At 38.0% G+C, this 17,897-nt stretch carries 15 protein-coding genes; 11 read left to right on the top strand and 4 right to left on the bottom strand.

All coding sequences use genetic code 11. The features are described 5' to 3' along the window. Window positions 1-295: 295 nt before the first annotated feature. From LB454_RS06750 to LB454_RS06740, 3 genes are all read left to right on the top strand, one after another. On the top strand, window positions 296-517 hold the full coding sequence (locus LB454_RS06750) for a DUF2795 domain-containing protein (protein WP_003441576.1): 222 nt from the start codon (window positions 296-298) through the stop codon (window positions 515-517). Window positions 518-607: 90 nt separating this feature from the next. Next, a complete protein-coding gene (gene secA, locus LB454_RS06745) occupies window positions 608-3,967 on the top strand; it encodes a preprotein translocase subunit SecA (protein WP_224463845.1) in 3,360 nt (1,119 codons plus the stop codon). Window positions 3,968-3,982: 15 nt separating this feature from the next. After that, window positions 3,983-4,462 (top strand): DUF4199 domain-containing protein, encoded by a 480-nt coding sequence (locus tag LB454_RS06740; protein WP_224463844.1) that lies wholly within the window; start codon window positions 3,983-3,985, stop codon window positions 4,460-4,462. Here LB454_RS06740 and LB454_RS06735 read toward each other — a convergent pair. The 3 genes from LB454_RS06735 to LB454_RS06725 all read right to left on the bottom strand — a co-directional run bounded on the left by LB454_RS06735 (window position 4,459) and on the right by LB454_RS06725 (window position 6,957). After that, the gene (locus LB454_RS06735; protein WP_224463843.1) at window positions 4,459-5,151 is read right to left on the bottom strand and encodes a hypothetical protein; all 693 of its coding nucleotides are present in this window, start codon (window positions 5,149-5,151) and stop codon (window positions 4,459-4,461) included. The genes LB454_RS06740 and LB454_RS06735 overlap by 4 nt on opposite strands. Window positions 5,152-5,153: 2 nt before the next feature. Next, a complete protein-coding gene (locus tag LB454_RS06730; protein ID WP_224463842.1) occupies window positions 5,154-5,912 on the bottom strand; it encodes a YebC/PmpR family DNA-binding transcriptional regulator in 759 nt (252 codons plus the stop codon). 307 nt (window positions 5,913-6,219) lie between these two features. Then, window positions 6,220-6,957 carry a lysophospholipid acyltransferase family protein gene (locus LB454_RS06725; protein WP_224463841.1) on the bottom strand — a complete coding sequence of 246 codons (738 nt, stop codon included), beginning with the start codon at window positions 6,955-6,957 and terminating at the stop codon, window positions 6,220-6,222. A gap of 81 nt (window positions 6,958-7,038) precedes the next feature. Here LB454_RS06725 and trpS point away from each other — a divergent pair, with 81 nt between their 5' ends. From trpS to LB454_RS06710, 3 genes are all read left to right on the top strand, one after another. Further along, complete coding sequence (gene trpS, locus LB454_RS06720) at window positions 7,039-8,007, top strand: tryptophan--tRNA ligase (protein WP_224463840.1); 969 nt, start codon at window positions 7,039-7,041, stop codon at window positions 8,005-8,007. A gap of 177 nt (window positions 8,008-8,184) precedes the next feature. Further along, window positions 8,185-8,751 carry an REP-associated tyrosine transposase gene (locus LB454_RS06715; protein WP_224463839.1) on the top strand — a complete coding sequence of 189 codons (567 nt, stop codon included), beginning with the start codon at window positions 8,185-8,187 and terminating at the stop codon, window positions 8,749-8,751. 405 nt (window positions 8,752-9,156) lie between these two features. After that, entirely contained in the window at window positions 9,157-9,561 is a 405-nt protein-coding gene (locus LB454_RS06710; RefSeq protein WP_224463838.1) for a DUF2237 family protein, read from the top strand. Between the two features lie 182 nt (window positions 9,562-9,743). On the opposite strand, the gene LB454_RS06705 is transcribed toward LB454_RS06710, so the two are convergent. After that, window positions 9,744-10,793, bottom strand: coding sequence for an NAD(P)-dependent alcohol dehydrogenase (locus LB454_RS06705; RefSeq protein WP_322962838.1), 1,050 nt, complete (start codon window positions 10,791-10,793; stop codon window positions 9,744-9,746). 229 nt (window positions 10,794-11,022) lie between these two features. Here LB454_RS06705 and LB454_RS06700 point away from each other — a divergent pair, with 229 nt between their 5' ends. The 5 genes from LB454_RS06700 to LB454_RS06680 all read left to right on the top strand — a co-directional run bounded on the left by LB454_RS06700 (window position 11,023) and on the right by LB454_RS06680 (window position 17,840). Then, window positions 11,023-11,601: a YceI family protein gene (locus LB454_RS06700; protein WP_224463837.1), complete on the top strand. Its 579-nt coding sequence runs from the start codon at window positions 11,023-11,025 to the stop codon at window positions 11,599-11,601. A 20-nt stretch (window positions 11,602-11,621) separates the two neighbouring features. Further along, window positions 11,622-12,884: an OprO/OprP family phosphate-selective porin gene (locus LB454_RS06695; RefSeq protein WP_224463836.1), complete on the top strand. Its 1,263-nt coding sequence runs from the start codon at window positions 11,622-11,624 to the stop codon at window positions 12,882-12,884. Window positions 12,885-12,939: 55 nt separating this feature from the next. Beyond that, window positions 12,940-13,509, top strand: a complete 570-nt coding sequence (locus tag LB454_RS06690; RefSeq protein WP_224463835.1) for a hypothetical protein — start codon at window positions 12,940-12,942, stop codon at window positions 13,507-13,509. A gap of 163 nt (window positions 13,510-13,672) precedes the next feature. Next, window positions 13,673-15,049: a sugar porter family MFS transporter gene (locus LB454_RS06685; RefSeq protein ID WP_224463834.1), complete on the top strand. Its 1,377-nt coding sequence runs from the start codon at window positions 13,673-13,675 to the stop codon at window positions 15,047-15,049. Further along, window positions 15,021-17,840: a helix-turn-helix and ligand-binding sensor domain-containing protein gene (locus tag LB454_RS06680; RefSeq protein WP_224463833.1), complete on the top strand. Its 2,820-nt coding sequence runs from the start codon at window positions 15,021-15,023 to the stop codon at window positions 17,838-17,840. The genes LB454_RS06685 and LB454_RS06680 overlap by 29 nt, the downstream gene beginning before the upstream one ends. Window positions 17,841-17,897 lie beyond the last annotated feature (57 nt).

Below are 17,897 nucleotides of genomic sequence, written 5' to 3'. Positions count from 1 at the left end.
TCACGACTCACGACTCACGACTCACGACTCACGACTCACGACTCACGACTCACGACTCACGACTCACGACTCACGACTCACGACTCACGACTCACGACTCACGACTCACGACTCACGACTCACGACTCACGACTACTCGATTATACGGTAAACGAAAAACGCTAAACTGTAAACAACCTTTAACCAGTAAATTTGAAATCAGAGGTTTAGCAAAACTTTACACTCAAATAATTCTGAAAATTGTTGACTGTTATGCTAAAAAAATTACATTTGCAAAAATTAAAATATCCTTACAATGTATTGGACTTTAGAACTTGCCTCTTACCTGAGTGATGCCCCATGGCCAGCAACCAAAGATGAATTGATAGATTATGCGATACGAACTGGCGCGCCACTTGAGGTTGTAGAAAACTTACAATCCATAGAAGATGAAGGCGATACTTACGACTCTATAGAGGAAATCTGGCCAGATTATCCTACAGACGACGATTATTTGTGGAACGAAGACGAATACTAGCGTCCACTTCATATTAAAATCACACTGGAAGTCTCGTAAAGAGACTTTTTTTTTTCGTTACCTTTGAATCATTAATTAATAAAGCCACTTATGGGTGTTTTAGATTCCGTATTGAAAGTATTTGTGGGCGATAAGACCAAGAAAGATCTTAAAGTTATCACTCCAATTGTAGACCAGATCAAAAGCTTCGAAAGTCAGTTTGAAGCCCTTAGCATAGATGAACTTCGTGAAAATACAGCGCGTTTCAAAGCTAAAATAAAAGACGCCACTGCCGATCTTCAATCTCAAATCGATGAGTTAAAAGAAAAGGCGGAAGCCGAACAGGATATTGACGTTAAAGAGAATTTTTATACTGAAATTGATGAGCTTAACGAAAAGGTATACCAAACCACTGAAGAGGTTCTTAACGATATTTTGCCTGAAGCCTTTGCTACAGTAAAAGAAACCGCTAAACGCTTTTTTCACAATACCACTCTGGAAGTGACCGCTACCGAATTTGACAGAAGCCTTTCTGCAGATAAGGATTACGTTAGTCTGGAAGGCGAAAAAGCCATCTGGAAGAACTCCTGGGATGCCGCTGGAAAGCCAGTCACCTGGGATATGATTCATTACGATGTCCAGCTGATTGGTGGTATTGCCATGCACCAGGGTAAAATTGCCGAGATGCAAACCGGTGAGGGTAAAACCCTTGTCGCTACCTTGCCGATGTACCTCAATGCCTTAAGTGGAAAAGGTGTGCATTTGGTAACAGTCAACGATTACTTAGCCAAAAGGGATAGTGCCTGGATGGCGCCTATCTTCGAATTTCATGGCCTAAGCGTGGATTGTGTAGATTATTATAAACCTAACTCTGCAGCCAGACGTAAAGCTTATAACGCAGACATCACCTACGGAACCAACAACGAATTTGGCTTTGATTATCTACGTGACAATATGAGTCACTCGCCAGATGATCTAGTACAACGTCCGCACCATTATGCGATAGTGGATGAGGTGGATTCGGTGTTGATCGATGATGCGAGAACGCCACTTATTATTTCCGGACCTGTGCCGAAAGGCGATGTCCACGAGTTTGAAAACCTAAAACCTCAGATTGCTCAAATCGTTGAAGTCCAGCGTAAGCATTTGACCGGCGTTTTAGCTGAAGCTAAAAAACTCATCAAAGCAGGAGATACCAAAGAAGGTGGTTTTCAACTGCTGAGAGTTTACCGTGGTTTGCCAAAAAATAAAGCACTGATTAAATTCTTGAGTGAAGAAGGCGTGAAGCAACTGCTCCAAAAGACCGAGAATTACTACATGCAGGACAACAATAGAGAAATGCCTAAGGTGGATGCCGAATTGTATTTCACTATTGAAGAAAAAAGCAATCAGATTGACTTAACCGATAAAGGAATTGATTTTCTTTCTGGAGACGATAACAAAGACTTTTTCGTCATGCCAGAAATCGGGATGGAAATTGCTCAAATTGAAAAAGAAGGGCTTTCCAAAGAAGAAGAAGCAGAGAAAAAAGAAGAATTATACAGAGATTTTAGCGTGAAAAGTGAGCGTATTCACACGCTGAGACAACTTCTGAAAGCTTATACCTTGTTTGAAAAAGACACCGAGTATGTGGTTATGGACAATAAAGTCAAAATTGTCGATGAGCAAACCGGTCGGATCATGGATGGACGTCGCTACTCCGACGGGCTCCATCAGGCGATTGAAGCTAAGGAGAACGTGAAGATTGAAGACGCCACCCAGACGTTTGCAACGGTTACGCTTCAGAATTACTTTAGAATGTACAACAAGCTTGCCGGTATGACGGGTACAGCATTGACAGAAGCTGGAGAATTCTGGGAAATCTACAAGTTGGATGTGATGGAAATTCCAACCAACAAACCCATTGCCAGAGACGATAAGCAAGACAAGGTTTATAAAACCAAAAGGGAAAAATACAACGCCATTATCGAGGAGGTGGCTCAGCTTTCAGCCCAGGGAAGACCGATTTTGATCGGTACAACCTCGGTGGAGATTTCAGAATTACTCAGTAGAATGCTGAAGTTACGCTCGGTGCCTCACAATGTATTGAACGCCAAATTACACAAACGTGAAGCCGACATTGTTGCTGAAGCAGGAAAAGGCGGTATTGTGACCATCGCTACCAACATGGCGGGTCGTGGTACGGATATTAAATTATCCAAAGAAGTGAAAGAAGCTGGCGGATTGGCCATTATTGGTACAGAACGTCATGATTCCAGACGTGTCGACAGGCAGCTAAGAGGTCGTGCAGGTCGTCAGGGAGATCCGGGAAGTTCTCAGTTTTACGTGTCTCTGGAAGACAACCTGATGCGTTTGTTTGGTAGTGAAAAAATTGCCAAACTGATGGATAGAATGGGACTTGAGGAAGGTGAAGTGATTCAGCATTCTATGATTTCCAAATCCATTGAGCGTGCTCAGAAAAAAGTGGAGGAAAATAACTTCGGAATTAGAAAGCGTTTGCTTGAATATGACGATGTGATGAATGCGCAACGGGAAGTGATTTACAAGCGTCGTTACAATGCCTTATACGGGGAGCGATTGAGAATCGATATCGCCAACATGATTTTTGATACGGCTGAGGTCATCACCGCCTCCAATAACGCCACCAACGATTTTGAGAATTTTGAGTTTGAATTGATTCGTTTCTTCTCTATGAATTCTCCGGTGACTAAAGCCGAATTTGAAAAACAACCAGTTCAAAAAACAGCGGGGAAAGTTTATAAAGAAGCTTACGAAAACTATAAAAACAAGATGATAAATAATGCTGAAGAAGCATTCCCGGTCATCAAGCAGGTCTACGAAAAGCAAGGCGAGAAGTTTGAGCGTATTGCGGTGCCATTTACAGATGGCCAGAAAACCCTTCAGGTGGTGACCAACTTGAAAAGAGCTTACGAAAGTGAAGGTAAAGAGTTGATTACCGATTTCGAAAAGAACATCTCGTTAGCGATCATCGATGAAGCCTGGAAGAATCACCTTCGTAAGATGGATGAATTGAAGCAAAGCGTTCAGTTGGCGGTTCACGAGCAAAAGGATCCACTTTTGATCTATAAATTTGAAGCTTTTGAGTTATTCAAAGTCATGATTGAAGAGGTGAATAAAGATGTGATTTCCTTCTTATTTAAAGGGGAGTTGCCACAGCGTGAGCCAGAGCAAATCACTGAAGCTAAGCAACGCAGACCCAAAGAACAATTGGAAACAACCAAAGAGGAAATTCAAAACCTCGATGAACGTGCCGCTCAATCCAGAAGGGCAGGAGCACAGGCCAGTCAGCAGCAACAAGTCGTAGAAACCGTTGTGAGGGAGCAGCCAAAAATTGGTAGAAACGATAAAGTGACGATCAAGCATGTGGGTTCTGGCGAAGAGAAAACGATGAAGTATAAGCAAGCAATTCCTTTAATTGATAAAGGCGAATGGGTGTTGTTGAACCAATAAATTCAATCATCAGAAATGAAAAAATTTGAAATTGAATTAAAATGGGCGTCAGCCTTTACCGCTATCAGTATTGCCTGGGTGTATTTTGAAAAATTTTTAGGCTATCACGATGCCAATGTCAGCAGTCAGGCTATTTTTTCGTTTTGGTTGATGGTGCCACAGGCTTTGGTTTACGTAGTCTCCATCCGTCAAAAACGTGAAAAGTATTATGGCGGTGAAATCACCTGGCAAAAGGCTTTTATTTCTGGCGTGGTCTTATCGGCTATTATCGCCGGCCTTTCTCCAGCAGCGGTTTACCTGATGACTGAATTTATTTCACCAGAATTTTTATCTAACATAGTTGAAGTTAGAGCAGAGCAAGGTGTACCTAGAGAAGGATTAGAACAGATCTATAATTTAAACAGTTTAGTCAGCCAGGCCATTTTTAACAACCTGGCAACTGGCGTATTCTTTTCAGCAGTAATTGCTTTGTTTTTAAAGAACAAAAAGGCTTAAAACGGAAAAAGTAGTTGTAAACGAAGTCTGTTTCCAGATTCATTGATGCTATTCTTAACCTCCGCGTAGTCTGAACTCCAATCACTTTCAGTTACGTTGATTTCGTATGTGAGTTGAAGTCTTACAAGCTCTTTTTCTTTATTTTGAGAATAAAACGAATATCCCGCAGTAGGACCTAGATATAATTGGTTGTTGTCCAATTTAGCCAAATCTCCGAAACTTCCAGGATCACCTAAATCGATAGATTCACTTTTGTCAAAGAATTCTAGCTCACTCATAAAATAAGAGGCACTTGCGCCCAAAGTAATAAAGTCGCCGCCGTCAAAATTATAAACTTGCCTTAAATAACGTAAACCAATGTTTCCACCCATGAGTTTGTGCCCTACAGCGCCACTTTCTCGTTCTTGATTGTAAACACTAAAGTCAAGATCAATTCGGTTTTTATTAAAATCTGATGTAAATCCAAATGCAAAACCTACTGGGAATCTTCTTACAGTTGGAACTCCAGATTCGCTTAAAAATGGGTTAATATCCAAGGCATCAGTGTAATTAACTTCTATTCCTGCATAAAAGGTTAGATCTAATGATTTATTGTTTAACTCAAACTTATCATCACCCTGTGCCTTAACTGAACTTGAGGCAAAAAAAGTCAAAATGACTATTGTTAGTGTTTTAATCGTATTTTTCATGATCATTCGTTTTCTAATTCTAAAATTAACTCATCTGTTACATCCAAAGTATGATAAACATTCTGTACATCGTCATCTTCTTCAAATTTATCGATCAACTTTAGAATTTGTTGAGCCTGATCAAGTGGAAGTTCGACAGTATTTAAAGGAATTCTTTGGACTTCAGCATTTTTGGGTTCGATGTTGAGGTCTTCCAGTTTTGAAGACATTTTTCCGAAGTCTACAAAATCGGTGTAGACCGTCAAAAGTTCGTCGTCCTTTTCAAACTCCAAAGCACCACCATCGATCAGTTCAAGCTCCAATTCCTCAGTAGATTGTTCGATAGAAGTGGTGTCCAAAACAAACACGCCTTTCCTGTCAAATAAAAATTCCAAAGAGCCGTTAGTGCCCAGGCTGCCTCCACTTTTACTGAAAATTGAGCGAATGGAGGCCACTGTTCGGTTGGTATTGTCTGTGGTGCATTCTACAAAAATCGCAATGCCGTGAGGTCCATAACCTTCAAAAGTGACAAGTTCGTAGGAATCGGCATCGGCCCCCGAGGCTTTCTTGATGGCGCGTTCTATGGTATCTTTGGGCATGTTCACGCCTTTCGCATTGGAAATGGCATTCCTTAAGCTAGGGTTCGTCTCTGGGTCTGCACCATTGCCGTCCTTCACGGTAACCGTGATTTCTTTGATTGCTCTTGTAAATTGCTTTGCACGTTTTTTGTCCTGGGCGCCTTTTCTATGTTTGATATTTGCCCACTTGCTATGTCCCGCCATGTATTACGAATTTAAATTTTAGTCAATATAATTAATCAAAGCAATAGTGTCAAATTTTCCTACACCATAAATACGTAACATCGAATAACGAATATTGAATACTGAACATCGAATACTGAATACAGAGTACTGAATATGAAGTCACCATTTCAAACTTTCCTACAACCTAATCGCTGTTATTTTGCTCATCAACTAAAAAACTCAAGAACTCAACAACAACTATTTCAAATTTTCCTAAACCCTAATCCCTACTATCTAAATCCTATTTTTACTCAAGAACTCAAAAACTACCCCCTGAAAAAGGGTTCTACCAATACAGTTCAGAAGCAATGGCTTCGGCTGTTTTCTGTTTGAGGAGTTTACGGTTGGGAAGGTTAAGTTCAAGACCTTTGGTGTGGATCAATGGATGAACCACAGCGCGAAGCACTCCTGGACTTCCAGAATCAAAGCCATAGCGAAAGCGTTTTTTGCTGTCTGGAAATGAAATGGGAACGATAGGGATTTGATGCTCTATAGAAAGTCGAAAAGCTCCATCTTTAAATTCATCTAACTTTTTAGAAATATTATCTGGCACACCGCCTTCTGGGAAAATGCAGATGCTTACCCCGTTTTTGAGTCGCCGTTGCGCTTGTAGAAAAGCGTCTTTTCTGCTTTTGGCATTTCCTCGATCTACAAGAATGCAAGAGCGTCTATAAATCAAACCAAAAACTGGCAGCTTGGCAAGTTCACGTTTGCCGATAAACACAAATGGGGTTTTGGAGATATAAATCATCATCATGATGTCGATCATGCTGGTATGATTGGCGGTCAGCATATAGCTTTTTCGTTTATCTAGCTTGGCTCTGTAGGTAGCTTTCGGGAAAAACCCCATACCGTAAAGCACCAATACAGCCCAGATTTTACCGATGAAAAAAGTACCAGGATACCATTTTTCTTTGGAGGTGGTGATAAGAAGAAACGGAAGTAAAACCACAAGAGGCGTGATGACGAGGAGGTAAAACCAAATTCGCCAAACAACTATCAAAAGCTTCTTAATCCATTTCATAGGCGGCAAATTTAATAAATTGAATGGGTTGAGATAAACAAAACATTTATCTTTGAGGCTTTTTGTAATTTATCTCAATCTATGTCTAGGATTTTAACGGGTGTACAAAGCACTGGAACCCCACATTTAGGAAATTTATTAGGAGCTATTATTCCAGCTATTGAAATGGCTAACTCTCCTCAGAACGAATCCTTTCTATTTATAGCGAATTTACATTCGCTCACCCAAATCAAGGATGCAGAAGTTCTGAAAGAAAACACCTATGCAACTGCTGCCACGTGGTTGGCCTTTGGTCTGGATGTGGAAAAAACAACCTTTTACAGGCAAAGCGACGTGCCGCAGGTCACAGAATTGACCTGGTACCTCAATTGCATGTTTCCTTATCAGCGTTTGACGTTGGCGCATTCCTTTAAAGATAAATCAGATCGATTGAGTGATGTCAATGCTGGGTTGTTCACCTACCCGATGTTGATGGCGGCTGATATTTTGCTGTATGATGCTGAATTTATTCCTGTAGGAAAAGACCAGTTACAGCATATCGAAATGACCCGTGATGTCGCCGAGCGTTTCCATGCGCAGTATGGCGAAACCTTTGTATTGCCAGAAGCCAAACTTTCTGAATCATCTAAATATGTACCTGGAACAGATGGTGCTAAGATGAGTAAATCTAAAGGCAATACCATCAATCTGTTTCAAACCGACAAAAAGTTACGCAAGCAAATCATGCAGATTGAAACAGATAGTACGCCGCTGGAAGAGCCAAAAGACCCGGAGACTTGCAATGTGTTTCAAATCTATAAACTCATTGGCTCTGAGGCTGAAATAGCTGATTTGAAATCTAAATACCTTGCTGGTGGCTTTGGTTACGGTCATGCTAAACAAGCTTTATTTGAACTGATACGTGACACTTATAAAGAAGAACGTGAGAAGTTTGACTATTTTATGAACAACAAACCAGAAATCGATAGATTGCTGGGTATTGGAGCAGGAAAAGCTAAAGATGTTGCTGATGAGGTGTTGAATAGAGTAAGGGTGAAGCTGGGGTATTGATATTGCTCTGATATTGCTCTCACGCGATACAATCGCGTGAGTAACCTGAGGATAAAGCATAAGATGAGAAGAAGCCCTACTTAGTTCTAGCGCGATTGTATCGCTCAATAGACTTTTAGGTTTAATTTCTTCTCACGCGATACAATTGCGAGAGAATCCTAAAGATTAGATTTCGAAATGAGTAGAAATTATAAGTTCCACAATCCTGAAGGCTTATACTTTGTAAGTTTTGCTGTCGTGGAATGGCTTTATGTTTTTACAAAAAAAGAATACATTGATATTGTGTTGGATAGTTTATCCTTTTGCCAAAAACAAAAAGGAATGGAAATAGCGGCTTGGTGCCTTATGACCAATCATGTGCATTTGATTTTCAGAAGTGCAGGAGGGCTGCATCCCGCAAATCTACTTGGCGACTTTAAGAGATTTACCAGCAAAGCCATAGTAAAATGCATAGCGAGTCATCCAAAGGAAAACAGGAGAGAATTTTTATTAGGACAGTTTAAGAAAGCTGCAGAAAAAGCCTCAAACGTCAATGACTATCAATTTTGGAGGCATGATAACCAGCCTATTGAGCTGTGGAGCAATAAAGTTATTTCCCAGAAAATAAACTATGTACATCAAAACCCTGTTAAGGCTGGGTTAGTTCTTCGACCTGAAAATTATAAATATAGTAGTGCCAAAGATTACGCGGGTGAAAAGGGTTTGTTAGATGATATAATGGTATTTCGAAATTTTGGAATGTGAGATTGGGAGCTAAGATTTGCGCGATGCAATCGCGCAAAAGCCTTTGGTATACATGTTCTTCTTGGCTTGCTCTAGCGCAATTCTATCGCGCGTAAGAAAGCATTAGGCTTTAGACTTAATTTCTTCTCACGCAATACAATCGCACAATAGCGTAAGTTCTTTTAGTTAAGTCATTATAGTACGCTTCATTATTTAAAATTAAAGCCTTGATTTATTTAGCGTAATTCTCGCGATGCAATCGCGAGAAATCATGACCTCGTTAGTGCGCGATTGTATCGCGCCATTATTTAAAACCAAAGACTCCTTTAGTTGGATTTAATCATTTAGCACTAAAGCTTTAGCTTATCAAAATATCAACATCCAAATCAGGCGAGTTCTTAGCTTAAAAGCCACCTAACTTTTTTCATGAATGCTTATCTTAGAGCAAAATCAAAAGAAAAAAGAAGAATGAAGAATGTATTGGGTACCGAATTAAAAGCTTGTTCTTACGATCCGATGACGGGAGTCTTTAGAGATGGATTTTGTAATTATGCGGAGCAGGATAATGGCTTACATATTGTGGCGGCGAAAGTGACCGAAGGCTTTCTAGAATGGAATAAAGCACGAGGCAATGATTTGATCACACCAAAACCAATGTGGAGTTTTCCTGGCTTAAAGCCTGGTGACTGGTGGTGTGTCTGCATGGGCGTGTGGTTGAAAAGCAAAGAGGCAGGCTATCCTTTGCATTTAAAACTGGAATCTTGTCACGAGAAAATGCTGGAGTACGTGTCTATGGATACTCTGAAAGAATGGGAATATAAGGACCAATAAAAAAAAAGCTGTCTCAAAACCTGATTTAAAGACAAATGTCATATTGAGCGCAGTCGAAACATCTTGAATTTCGATTTCTCGACTTCGCCTTCCTTTGACGCCAGGCGGGCTCGAAATGACAAACTTGAAAGTTTTGAGACAGCTTTGAACGACTTGAATTAAAAAATTCTATTCTAAGAATTTTAATTCTTCAACGACTGCATGTCAATCACAAATCTGTATTTGACGTCAGAACTCACAACTCTTTCGTAAGCAGTGTTGATATTCTGAATGTTGATCATCTCCACATCAGAAACGATATTGTGCTCTCCACAGAAGTCCAGCATTTCCTGTGTTTCTTCAATACCACCGATTAAGGATCCAGCCAATCGTTTTCTTTTCACGATTAAAGCTCCGCCATTCACTCCTTTAAGAGGCTCGATAGCACCTACCAAACACATGGTTTTGTCTCTTTTAAGCAAGTTGAGGTATGGATTCACATCATGACCTACAGGAACAGTGTTCAAAATAAAATCAAAGGAATTGGCATGTTTTTTCATCTGCTCAGCATCTTTTGAAATTAAAATTTCATCGGCACCGAGGCGTTCTGCATCTTCGCTTTTCCAAGGTGAAGTGGTAATCATCACCACATGTGCACCGAGGGCATGAGCAAATTTGATTCCCATATGGCCCAGACCGCCAAGACCTACCACACCTACTTTATCTCCTTTTTGTACATTCCATTGTCTTAGGGGAGACCAGGTGGTAATGCCTGCACATAATAATGGCGGAACAGCTTCGATGTCCAGGTTTTCTGGAACTCTCAAAACAAATTTTTCATCGACTACAATTTCTTCAGAATAGCCTCCAAAGGTATGTCCGCCAAGGTGCTCATCTTTTCCGTTGTAGGTTGCGGTCATTCCGTTTTCACAAAATTGCTCAAGTCCTTCTTTGCAGGAGTCGCATTCCTGACAGGAATCTACCATACATCCTACACCTACTTTTTGTCCTACTTTAAAGTTGGTAACTTCACTTCCTACTTCTACCACGTGGCCAATGATTTCGTGACCTGGAACCACTGGGTATTTTGAGTTTTTCCAGTCGTTTCTTACCTGGTGGATATCGCTATGGCAAACTCCACAGTAGTCTATCTCTATATGAACATCTGTAGGGAGAAGTTCTCTTCTTTTGATGTCCATTTGTTCTAAATCGGCGTCGCTTGCTTTGGCACCATATGCTTTTACTTCACTCATAAGTTTTGTTTTTAATAAAAGTAAGAGTTAAGCTTTGAATTGAAATGACTTTTGACTTCACTTTAACCTAAGTCTTTTTTAAAAAACCTACCTCATTAAATCTCATTAACCTTTAGAAAATGATAGAAAGGACTGTTATATGATATTCCTCATTTCACATAGGTATTTATTTGAGCAAGTTTGCATTAACAAATAATTATAGATTGATTAATTGATAAAAAATGAATATATGAAAGTTTCAAAATTAGTTTTTGCAGTTCTTATGCTTTGCAGTCTTACTGTAGGTTATTCACAGTTCCAGTTGAAGGCTGTTCCTGGGGGTGAAAATTCTATACTTATTGAGGGAACATCCAATATCCATGATTGGGAAATTGATGTTGAAGACTTTACAAGTCAACTAAGCCTTTCTAGCCAGGAGGAGAACCTTCAGGTTGTAGAATCTTTAAGCCTTTCAATTCCTGTAAAAAGCTTTAGTAGTGGAAAAAGTAAGATGGACAAAAATACTTATAAAGCTATGGATGCAGACGCACATGAATCGATAAGATTTCAATCTACTTCAACTTCACAGCTCAAACAAGAATCGGCAGGAGTTTTTGAAGGTATCATCCAAGGAAATTTAACTATTTCTGGGACATCACAAACAGTAGAAATACCAGTGTCACTTTCAAAAAAAGGAAATGGCTTCGTGCTGAAAGCTGAGCATAATTTAAAAATGCAGGATTATGGAATTGAACCACCAACGGCTTTATTCGGAACAATTACCACCGGTGAGGACGTCAATATAATTTTCAACTTATTACATAAATAACAACCTTAAAACAAACGATTATGAAATCACTAAAATTAACTGTACTGATGGGTCTAATGCTGGCCTTTTCTCTAACAGCTTTTGCGCAGAAACGTGACTTGGATAACTTCAGGCCAAGAGATCAGCGCGGTATGAATGTGTTTGAAGCTCCTAAAGATACAGTCACCACCTTCGACGGTGTAAAAGTAAGAATAGGGGGTGCTTACACACTTCAATTTCAAGCATTAGATCATGAAAACAATGGAGCAGTTCCTTTAAAAGCACTAGGTAGTAATTTTAACCTGGCAACGGCTAACTTAGACATAGATGTAGCCCTTTATGATGGTGTAAGAATGCACTTGAGAACTTATCTATCATCACGTCATCACCCAGAACCTTATGTAAAAGGTGGGTATTTATTGGTAGATAAACTTGACTTCGTTAGTGAAGGCTTTATGGCTGAAACAATGAAGTATGTAACTCTTAAGTTTGGCCATATGGAAATTAACTATGGGGATGCACACTTTAGACGTTCTGATAATGCTCAAACCATCTACAATCCATTTATTGGGAACTACCTTATGGATGCATTTACAACAGAGGTTGGACTTGAAGCCTATTATAGAAGAGATGGATGGATCGCTATGCTTGGTGTGACCAACGGTAAATTGAACCAATCGGTTGAAGAAACAAACACGAAACCTTCTTTCTTAGCCAAATTTGGTTATGATAAGCAATACAATGATGATTTTAGATTTAGATTAACCGGTTCTATGTACACTACACAAGAATCTTCTAAAACGTGGTTATATGACGGTGACCGTGCAGGCTCTAGATATTACTTCGTGATGGAAGATGTAGATGCAACTTCTGCAGGTAATTTTAGATCTGGTCGAATTAACCCAGGACTTTCTACAGAATTAACCTCTATCATGGTAAACCCATTTGTGAGATACAAAGGATTAGAGTTCTTTGGATTATACGAAAATGCTTCAGGAAAAGGTTTTGGACCAAATCCTCCAAGTAGAACGTATAGCCACTACGCTGCAGATTTAATTTACAGGTTCGGTGAAACCGAAGACTTCTATGTAGGTGGTCGATATAGTTTTGTAGATGGTGAAGAAGCTAGTGGACAAGATATAAGCGTTGATAGATTACAACTTGGGGCAGGTTGGTTTATGACCAAAAATATTCTGGCAAAATTGGAGTACGTTAAGCAATCTTACTCTGATTTTGATGCAGCAAGCATTCTAGCAGACGGACAGTTTGATGGACTTATGCTTGAAGCTGTAATTAGTTTTTAATTAGCCATTTTAAACCTGTTCTATAACGGACAGGTTTAATTTTTTTATATAGTTTATGAAATCAGTTTACATCTTCGTTCTGAGTTTAGTTCTTTTGGTTTTACAAAAGGATGAAGAACACAGTGTACAAGTGGACATTAAAGATGAAAGTCAACTCTATATTAATGGCACCTCCAATGTAAATACATTTAGGTGTCATTACAAAAAACCAATACAATCTGAGAGCCTTAAAATAGCTTACGAGGATGTGGATAGGGGGTGGCTTCTGGAAGGAGCAACCCTTTTTATAGAGTCGACTTCTTTTGATTGTGGAGGTAAAAAAATCAACAGGGATTTTAAAGACCTGGTAAAGTCAGATCAATTTCCCTCTATAAGAATTGAAGTTTGTCGGCTTTTAAATTATGATGACTTTATAAAAGCTCAGGTGGAAATTTCAATCGCTGAACAGTCCAAATTTCAAGAGATTAATGTCTACACTGAAGAAGGTGATTCCAGAACAGACTTCAAAAGTGTCCTGGATGTCAACATCACTGACTTCAATCTGGAAGCCCCTACTAAAATGATGGGGCTCATAAAAGTGGATGAAGAGATCTTAATACACATTACTCTAAATCTTGAACTTTAAGGCTAGTTAAAGTTCAATGATAACAGTAAAGTTCAAATCTGTGGTGCAGCCCTGCCTAAACTAATAAAAAACCTATACAAAACCCAAACATCAAAAAATCTCTAACGATATAGTGATGTCAATTTGAAGAATGTTTTCTACTTTGCTTAACTAAAATTAACACATGAAGTCTAGAACCTTTCTTTTATTGATCACATCTGTATCTGCTCTTGGCGGATTTTTGTTTGGTTTTGATACAGGGGTTATCAATGGAGCTCAATACTTTTTAAGTCAATATTTTACGTTAGATCCTGCCATGAAAGGCTGGGTTGTAGGTTCTGCCCTTATAGGGTGTCTTGTAGGGGCGATAAGTGCGGGTTACTTAAGTATGAAAATCGGCCGGAAGTACTCTTTGATCATTTCCGCCATACTCTTTACGCTTTCTGCTTGGGGTTCTGGTCTTCCCTCTTTTCTCCCAGAATCTGTTACTCTTCTTGTGTTTTTTAGGATTCTTGGGGGCTTAGGCATTGGTATAGCATCAATGTGTGCTCCCATGTACATTGCCGAAATCGCCCCTTCACATAAGCGAGGAAGTCTGGTGACTTTCTACCAACTCGCGATTGTTATTGGATTTTTTATCGTCTTTTTAGTGACTTATTTTATTGGTAATAATTTGAGTGTCGAACAAAACATTGCTTTTGGTTGGCGCCGCATGTTTTGGTCTGAACTTATCCCTAGTGGTTTGTTTTTAATATTGCTGTTCTTCGTCCCAAAAAGTCCACGCTGGCTCTATTTAATGAGAAGACCTGAAGAAGGCTACGGCACTTTAGTAAAAATTCACGGATCCGAACTGGCTAAGAAAGAGGCTAGTCAAATACAGGATTCAATAGATCAAAATACTGAAAAACCTAAAGTCAACTTTTTTTCTAAGGCTATTTTAAGTATTATTTTGATTGGTACTATTTTTTCTATGCTTCAGCAATTCACGGGAATAAATGCGGTGCTGTATTACGGAGCAGATATTTTTGAAAAAGCTTTAGGCTTTGGTAAAGACGATGTCCTACTTCAGCAAATTCTTCTTGCGTTCATCAACTTGATTTTCACATTCATCGCGATGTTTTCAGTGGATAAATTTGGAAGAAAACCATTGATTTATATTGGCAGTGTCGGTATGATTGTTGGCTTTGCCTTGCTAGGGATAACTCTACAGCAACAAAGCGTAGGAGTTTTATCTCTGATTGGGGTTTTATTATTTATCGCTTCTTTCGCTATGTCCATGGGTCCAGTAGTTTGGGTTTTGTTATCAGAAATGTTCCCTAATCGCATCCGAAGCGCAGCTATGTCTATAGCTGTTGCTGCACAATGGGCATCCAATTATTTAGTATCTCAGTTTTTTCCAGTAGTTTCTGAAAGTGAGACTAATATGAATGGCTTTTGGAATGGATCATTACCTTATTTTATTTTTATAGGATTTATTATCTTAACCATTATTTTCACATATAAATTTATTCCGGAAACCAAAAACAAATCTCTTGAAGAACTTGAGGACATATGGGATTAATTACTCTAAGTGGTTAATTGTAAATATTTTGTTTGCTCTGAGCTTTTCATTAAGTTCAATAGCACAGGAACTACCCCCTGTTCTAAACTTTTCCACAGAAGACTACAATGCAGATAACCAAAATTGGTCCATCACTCAGACTCAAAATAAGGATCTATTTTTCGCCAATAGCAAAGGCCTTTTAAGATTTGATGGGGAACGTTGGACATTACTGGGCTCACCCAATAAAACCATTTTAAGATCTGTTTTTGCCGACGATGATAAAATATACAGCGGTGCTTATATGGATTTTGGAGTTTGGGAAAAAAAAGGTCAAAATGATTACGAATATAAATCCTTATCTCAAGACCTCGAATTGATTGAAGATGAACAATTCTGGAAAATAGATAAGCTCAATCAACTCATTGCTTTTCAATCCCTAAATTCTATTTATTTATTTGATGCAACTTCAGAAAGTTTCAAGGTGATAGAGTCTGAATTTGGAATTCATAAAATGGTTATAATTGATAATATCTTGTATTACCATAAGATAAAAGAAGGTGTTTTTAAACTTGTAAATGGAAGAGAAGAACCTGTAAATACTTCTGAAATTATAAAGAATAGCTTAGTGATAAATATTTATCAAATAGATAATTCTTTTTATGCCCAAACTCAATATAATGGCATAATCAACTTAAAGGATAATTCCTCTTATTCTCCAAAAGATACTTTTGATAACTGGTCAGATATTTCCGTTTATAACAGTATACAGACTGAAAATGGTGATATTTATTTGGGAACTATATCCCATGGTTTATTGAAACTATCAAATAATAAAATTGATTTTCATTTAAACCAAGAAAATACCTTAAGTAATAATACAGTACTGAATTTGTTTCAAGACATAGACAATCATATTTGGTTAGGACTTGATAATGGTATTAATTGCGTTAATACAAGCTCTAAGATCTCTATTTATAATGATGGAAATGGTGATTTAGGAACTGTATACTCTTCAATCAAACATAATGACACTATTTATTTAGGTACCAATCAGGGTCTTTTTTATAGGGGTGAGGACAGCAAAACTTTGAATTACATTAAGGGAACAAAAGGTCAGGTATGGTCACTTTTTAAACATGAAAATCAATTATTTTGCGGACATAATTCTGGTACTTTTTTGATCAATGGTACGGATGCTAATTTAATAAGTGATGTGCAAGGTACTTGGCTTTTTAAATCAGTTGATGACGAAACCATATTATCTGGAAATTACAACGGACTGCATAAATATAAAAAAAGTAGCTCGGGTTGGGTTTATGATCAAAAACTCAAAGGATTCAATATTTCGACAAAGTACTTTGAGTTTATAAATCCTCAAGAGATCCTCGTAAATCATGAATATAAGGGTATTTACAAGTTAGAACTTAACGATAGCCTTACGCAAGTCAATTCTGTTGAAAAAGATTTTTCAGTGCCAAAGGGCCTCTACTCTTCAATTATCAAGTACCAGGATAAAATTCTTTATGCATACAAAAACGGTATTTTCAACTACAATGAAGAGCAAAATAAATTTGAAAAAGACAGTACCTTATCTAGTCTTTATGCTGATGGTGAATACTCTTCTGGAAGACTTGTAAAAACGGAAGATGGTAAAGTTTGGGCTTTTGCTAAGTCTGACATTATACAATTATTACCAAGTTCTCTTCAGGAAGGTTATGTTTTCAAAAAAATACCGATTAATCATAAAACAAGGCACCAATTATCAGGGTATGAAAATGTTAGCTTACTTGCTCCTAATACCTACTTACTTGGAAGCAGCAATGGTTATTTAAAGCTTGATTTGAATAATTATACACCGCCAAGGTCTAAGGTTAAATTGAAAGACGTTATAGTTTCTACAAAAGACGGAAAGTTTGTATCAAAAGCGGATTCTGAGAACAATGAGTTTGCTAATAAAAACAACTATATCGATTTCCTTTTCACTTCCAATAATTATAAGTCTATTTATAAGAGTGAGTATCAATATAAATTAGAGAATTATAACAGTATTTGGAGTGACTGGAATAGTCTTAGCAAAGTGAGTTTTGAAAATTTACCATATGGAGAATACACTTTTAAAGTTAGATCCCGCAATGGAACACAAAATGTAAGTGAAATTGTTGACTATGATTTTGTCATCAGCAAGCCCTTTTATTTGTCTAACAAAATGATTCTATTTTATGCTGTCATTTTATTAATTGTAGGCTTTTTTGTTCACTCTGTCTATAGGCAATATTATAAAAAGCAAAACAGGCAATTACAAGAAAAAGCAAATAAGGAGCTTGAGTTCAGAGAACTTGAAGCACAGCGTAAAATCATGCGGATTAAAAATGAACAACTAGAACAAGATATAGAAAATAAAAATAGAGAGTTAGCGATATCCACGATGAGCATCATTAAGAAAAATGAATTTTTAGCCGGTATTAAAAATGATTTGAAAGAAGTCAAGGCTAAAGAAGACAGAAAACTTGATAAAGTACTTAAAACCATTAATAAAAACCTTAATAACTCAGATGACTGGAGTTTCTTTGAAGAAGCTTTCAATAACGCTGATAAAGATTTCCTTAAGAAAATTAAATCTAAGCATCCATCTTTAACTCCCAATGATCTAAGGCTTTGCGCTTATCTACGTCTTAATTTATCCTCTAAAGAAATAGCACCACTCTTTAATATATCCATAAAAAGTGTAGAAGTAAAGCGATATCGTTTGCGTAAAAAAATGGATCTACCAAGGGAAAAAGGCTTAACAGATTATATTCTGGAAATTTAATACCAATACAAAAGATTATACTAACCATACATTGGCTATACAAAACTACTTTTTGAA

Origin of the sequence: Psychroflexus montanilacus, assembly GCF_020164535.1 — a bacterium.
In the GTDB taxonomy this organism is placed as follows: domain Bacteria; phylum Bacteroidota; class Bacteroidia; order Flavobacteriales; family Flavobacteriaceae; genus Psychroflexus; species Psychroflexus montanilacus.
The sequence above is the reverse complement of the archived record's forward strand: the minus strand, read 5'-3'. Positions and strand labels throughout refer to the sequence as shown.

Coding starts and splice junctions, on each gene's coding strand:
- LB454_RS06750 (WP_003441576.1), top strand. CDS start 296: ATGTATTGGACTTTAGAACTTGCCTCTTACCTGAGTGATGCCCCATGG.
- secA (WP_224463845.1), top strand. CDS start 608: ATGGGTGTTTTAGATTCCGTATTGAAAGTATTTGTGGGCGATAAGACC.
- LB454_RS06740 (WP_224463844.1), top strand. CDS start 3,983: ATGAAAAAATTTGAAATTGAATTAAAATGGGCGTCAGCCTTTACCGCT.
- LB454_RS06735 (WP_224463843.1), bottom strand. CDS start 5,151: ATGAAAAATACGATTAAAACACTAACAATAGTCATTTTGACTTTTTTT.
- LB454_RS06730 (WP_224463842.1), bottom strand. CDS start 5,912: ATGGCGGGACATAGCAAGTGGGCAAATATCAAACATAGAAAAGGCGCC.
- LB454_RS06725 (WP_224463841.1), bottom strand. CDS start 6,957: ATGAAATGGATTAAGAAGCTTTTGATAGTTGTTTGGCGAATTTGGTTT.
- trpS (WP_224463840.1), top strand. CDS start 7,039: ATGTCTAGGATTTTAACGGGTGTACAAAGCACTGGAACCCCACATTTA.
- LB454_RS06715 (WP_224463839.1), top strand. CDS start 8,185: ATGAGTAGAAATTATAAGTTCCACAATCCTGAAGGCTTATACTTTGTA.
- LB454_RS06710 (WP_224463838.1), top strand. CDS start 9,157: ATGAATGCTTATCTTAGAGCAAAATCAAAAGAAAAAAGAAGAATGAAG.
- LB454_RS06705 (WP_322962838.1), bottom strand. CDS start 10,793: ATGAGTGAAGTAAAAGCATATGGTGCCAAAGCAAGCGACGCCGATTTA.
- LB454_RS06700 (WP_224463837.1), top strand. CDS start 11,023: ATGAAAGTTTCAAAATTAGTTTTTGCAGTTCTTATGCTTTGCAGTCTT.
- LB454_RS06695 (WP_224463836.1), top strand. CDS start 11,622: ATGAAATCACTAAAATTAACTGTACTGATGGGTCTAATGCTGGCCTTT.
- LB454_RS06690 (WP_224463835.1), top strand. CDS start 12,940: ATGAAATCAGTTTACATCTTCGTTCTGAGTTTAGTTCTTTTGGTTTTA.
- LB454_RS06685 (WP_224463834.1), top strand. CDS start 13,673: ATGAAGTCTAGAACCTTTCTTTTATTGATCACATCTGTATCTGCTCTT.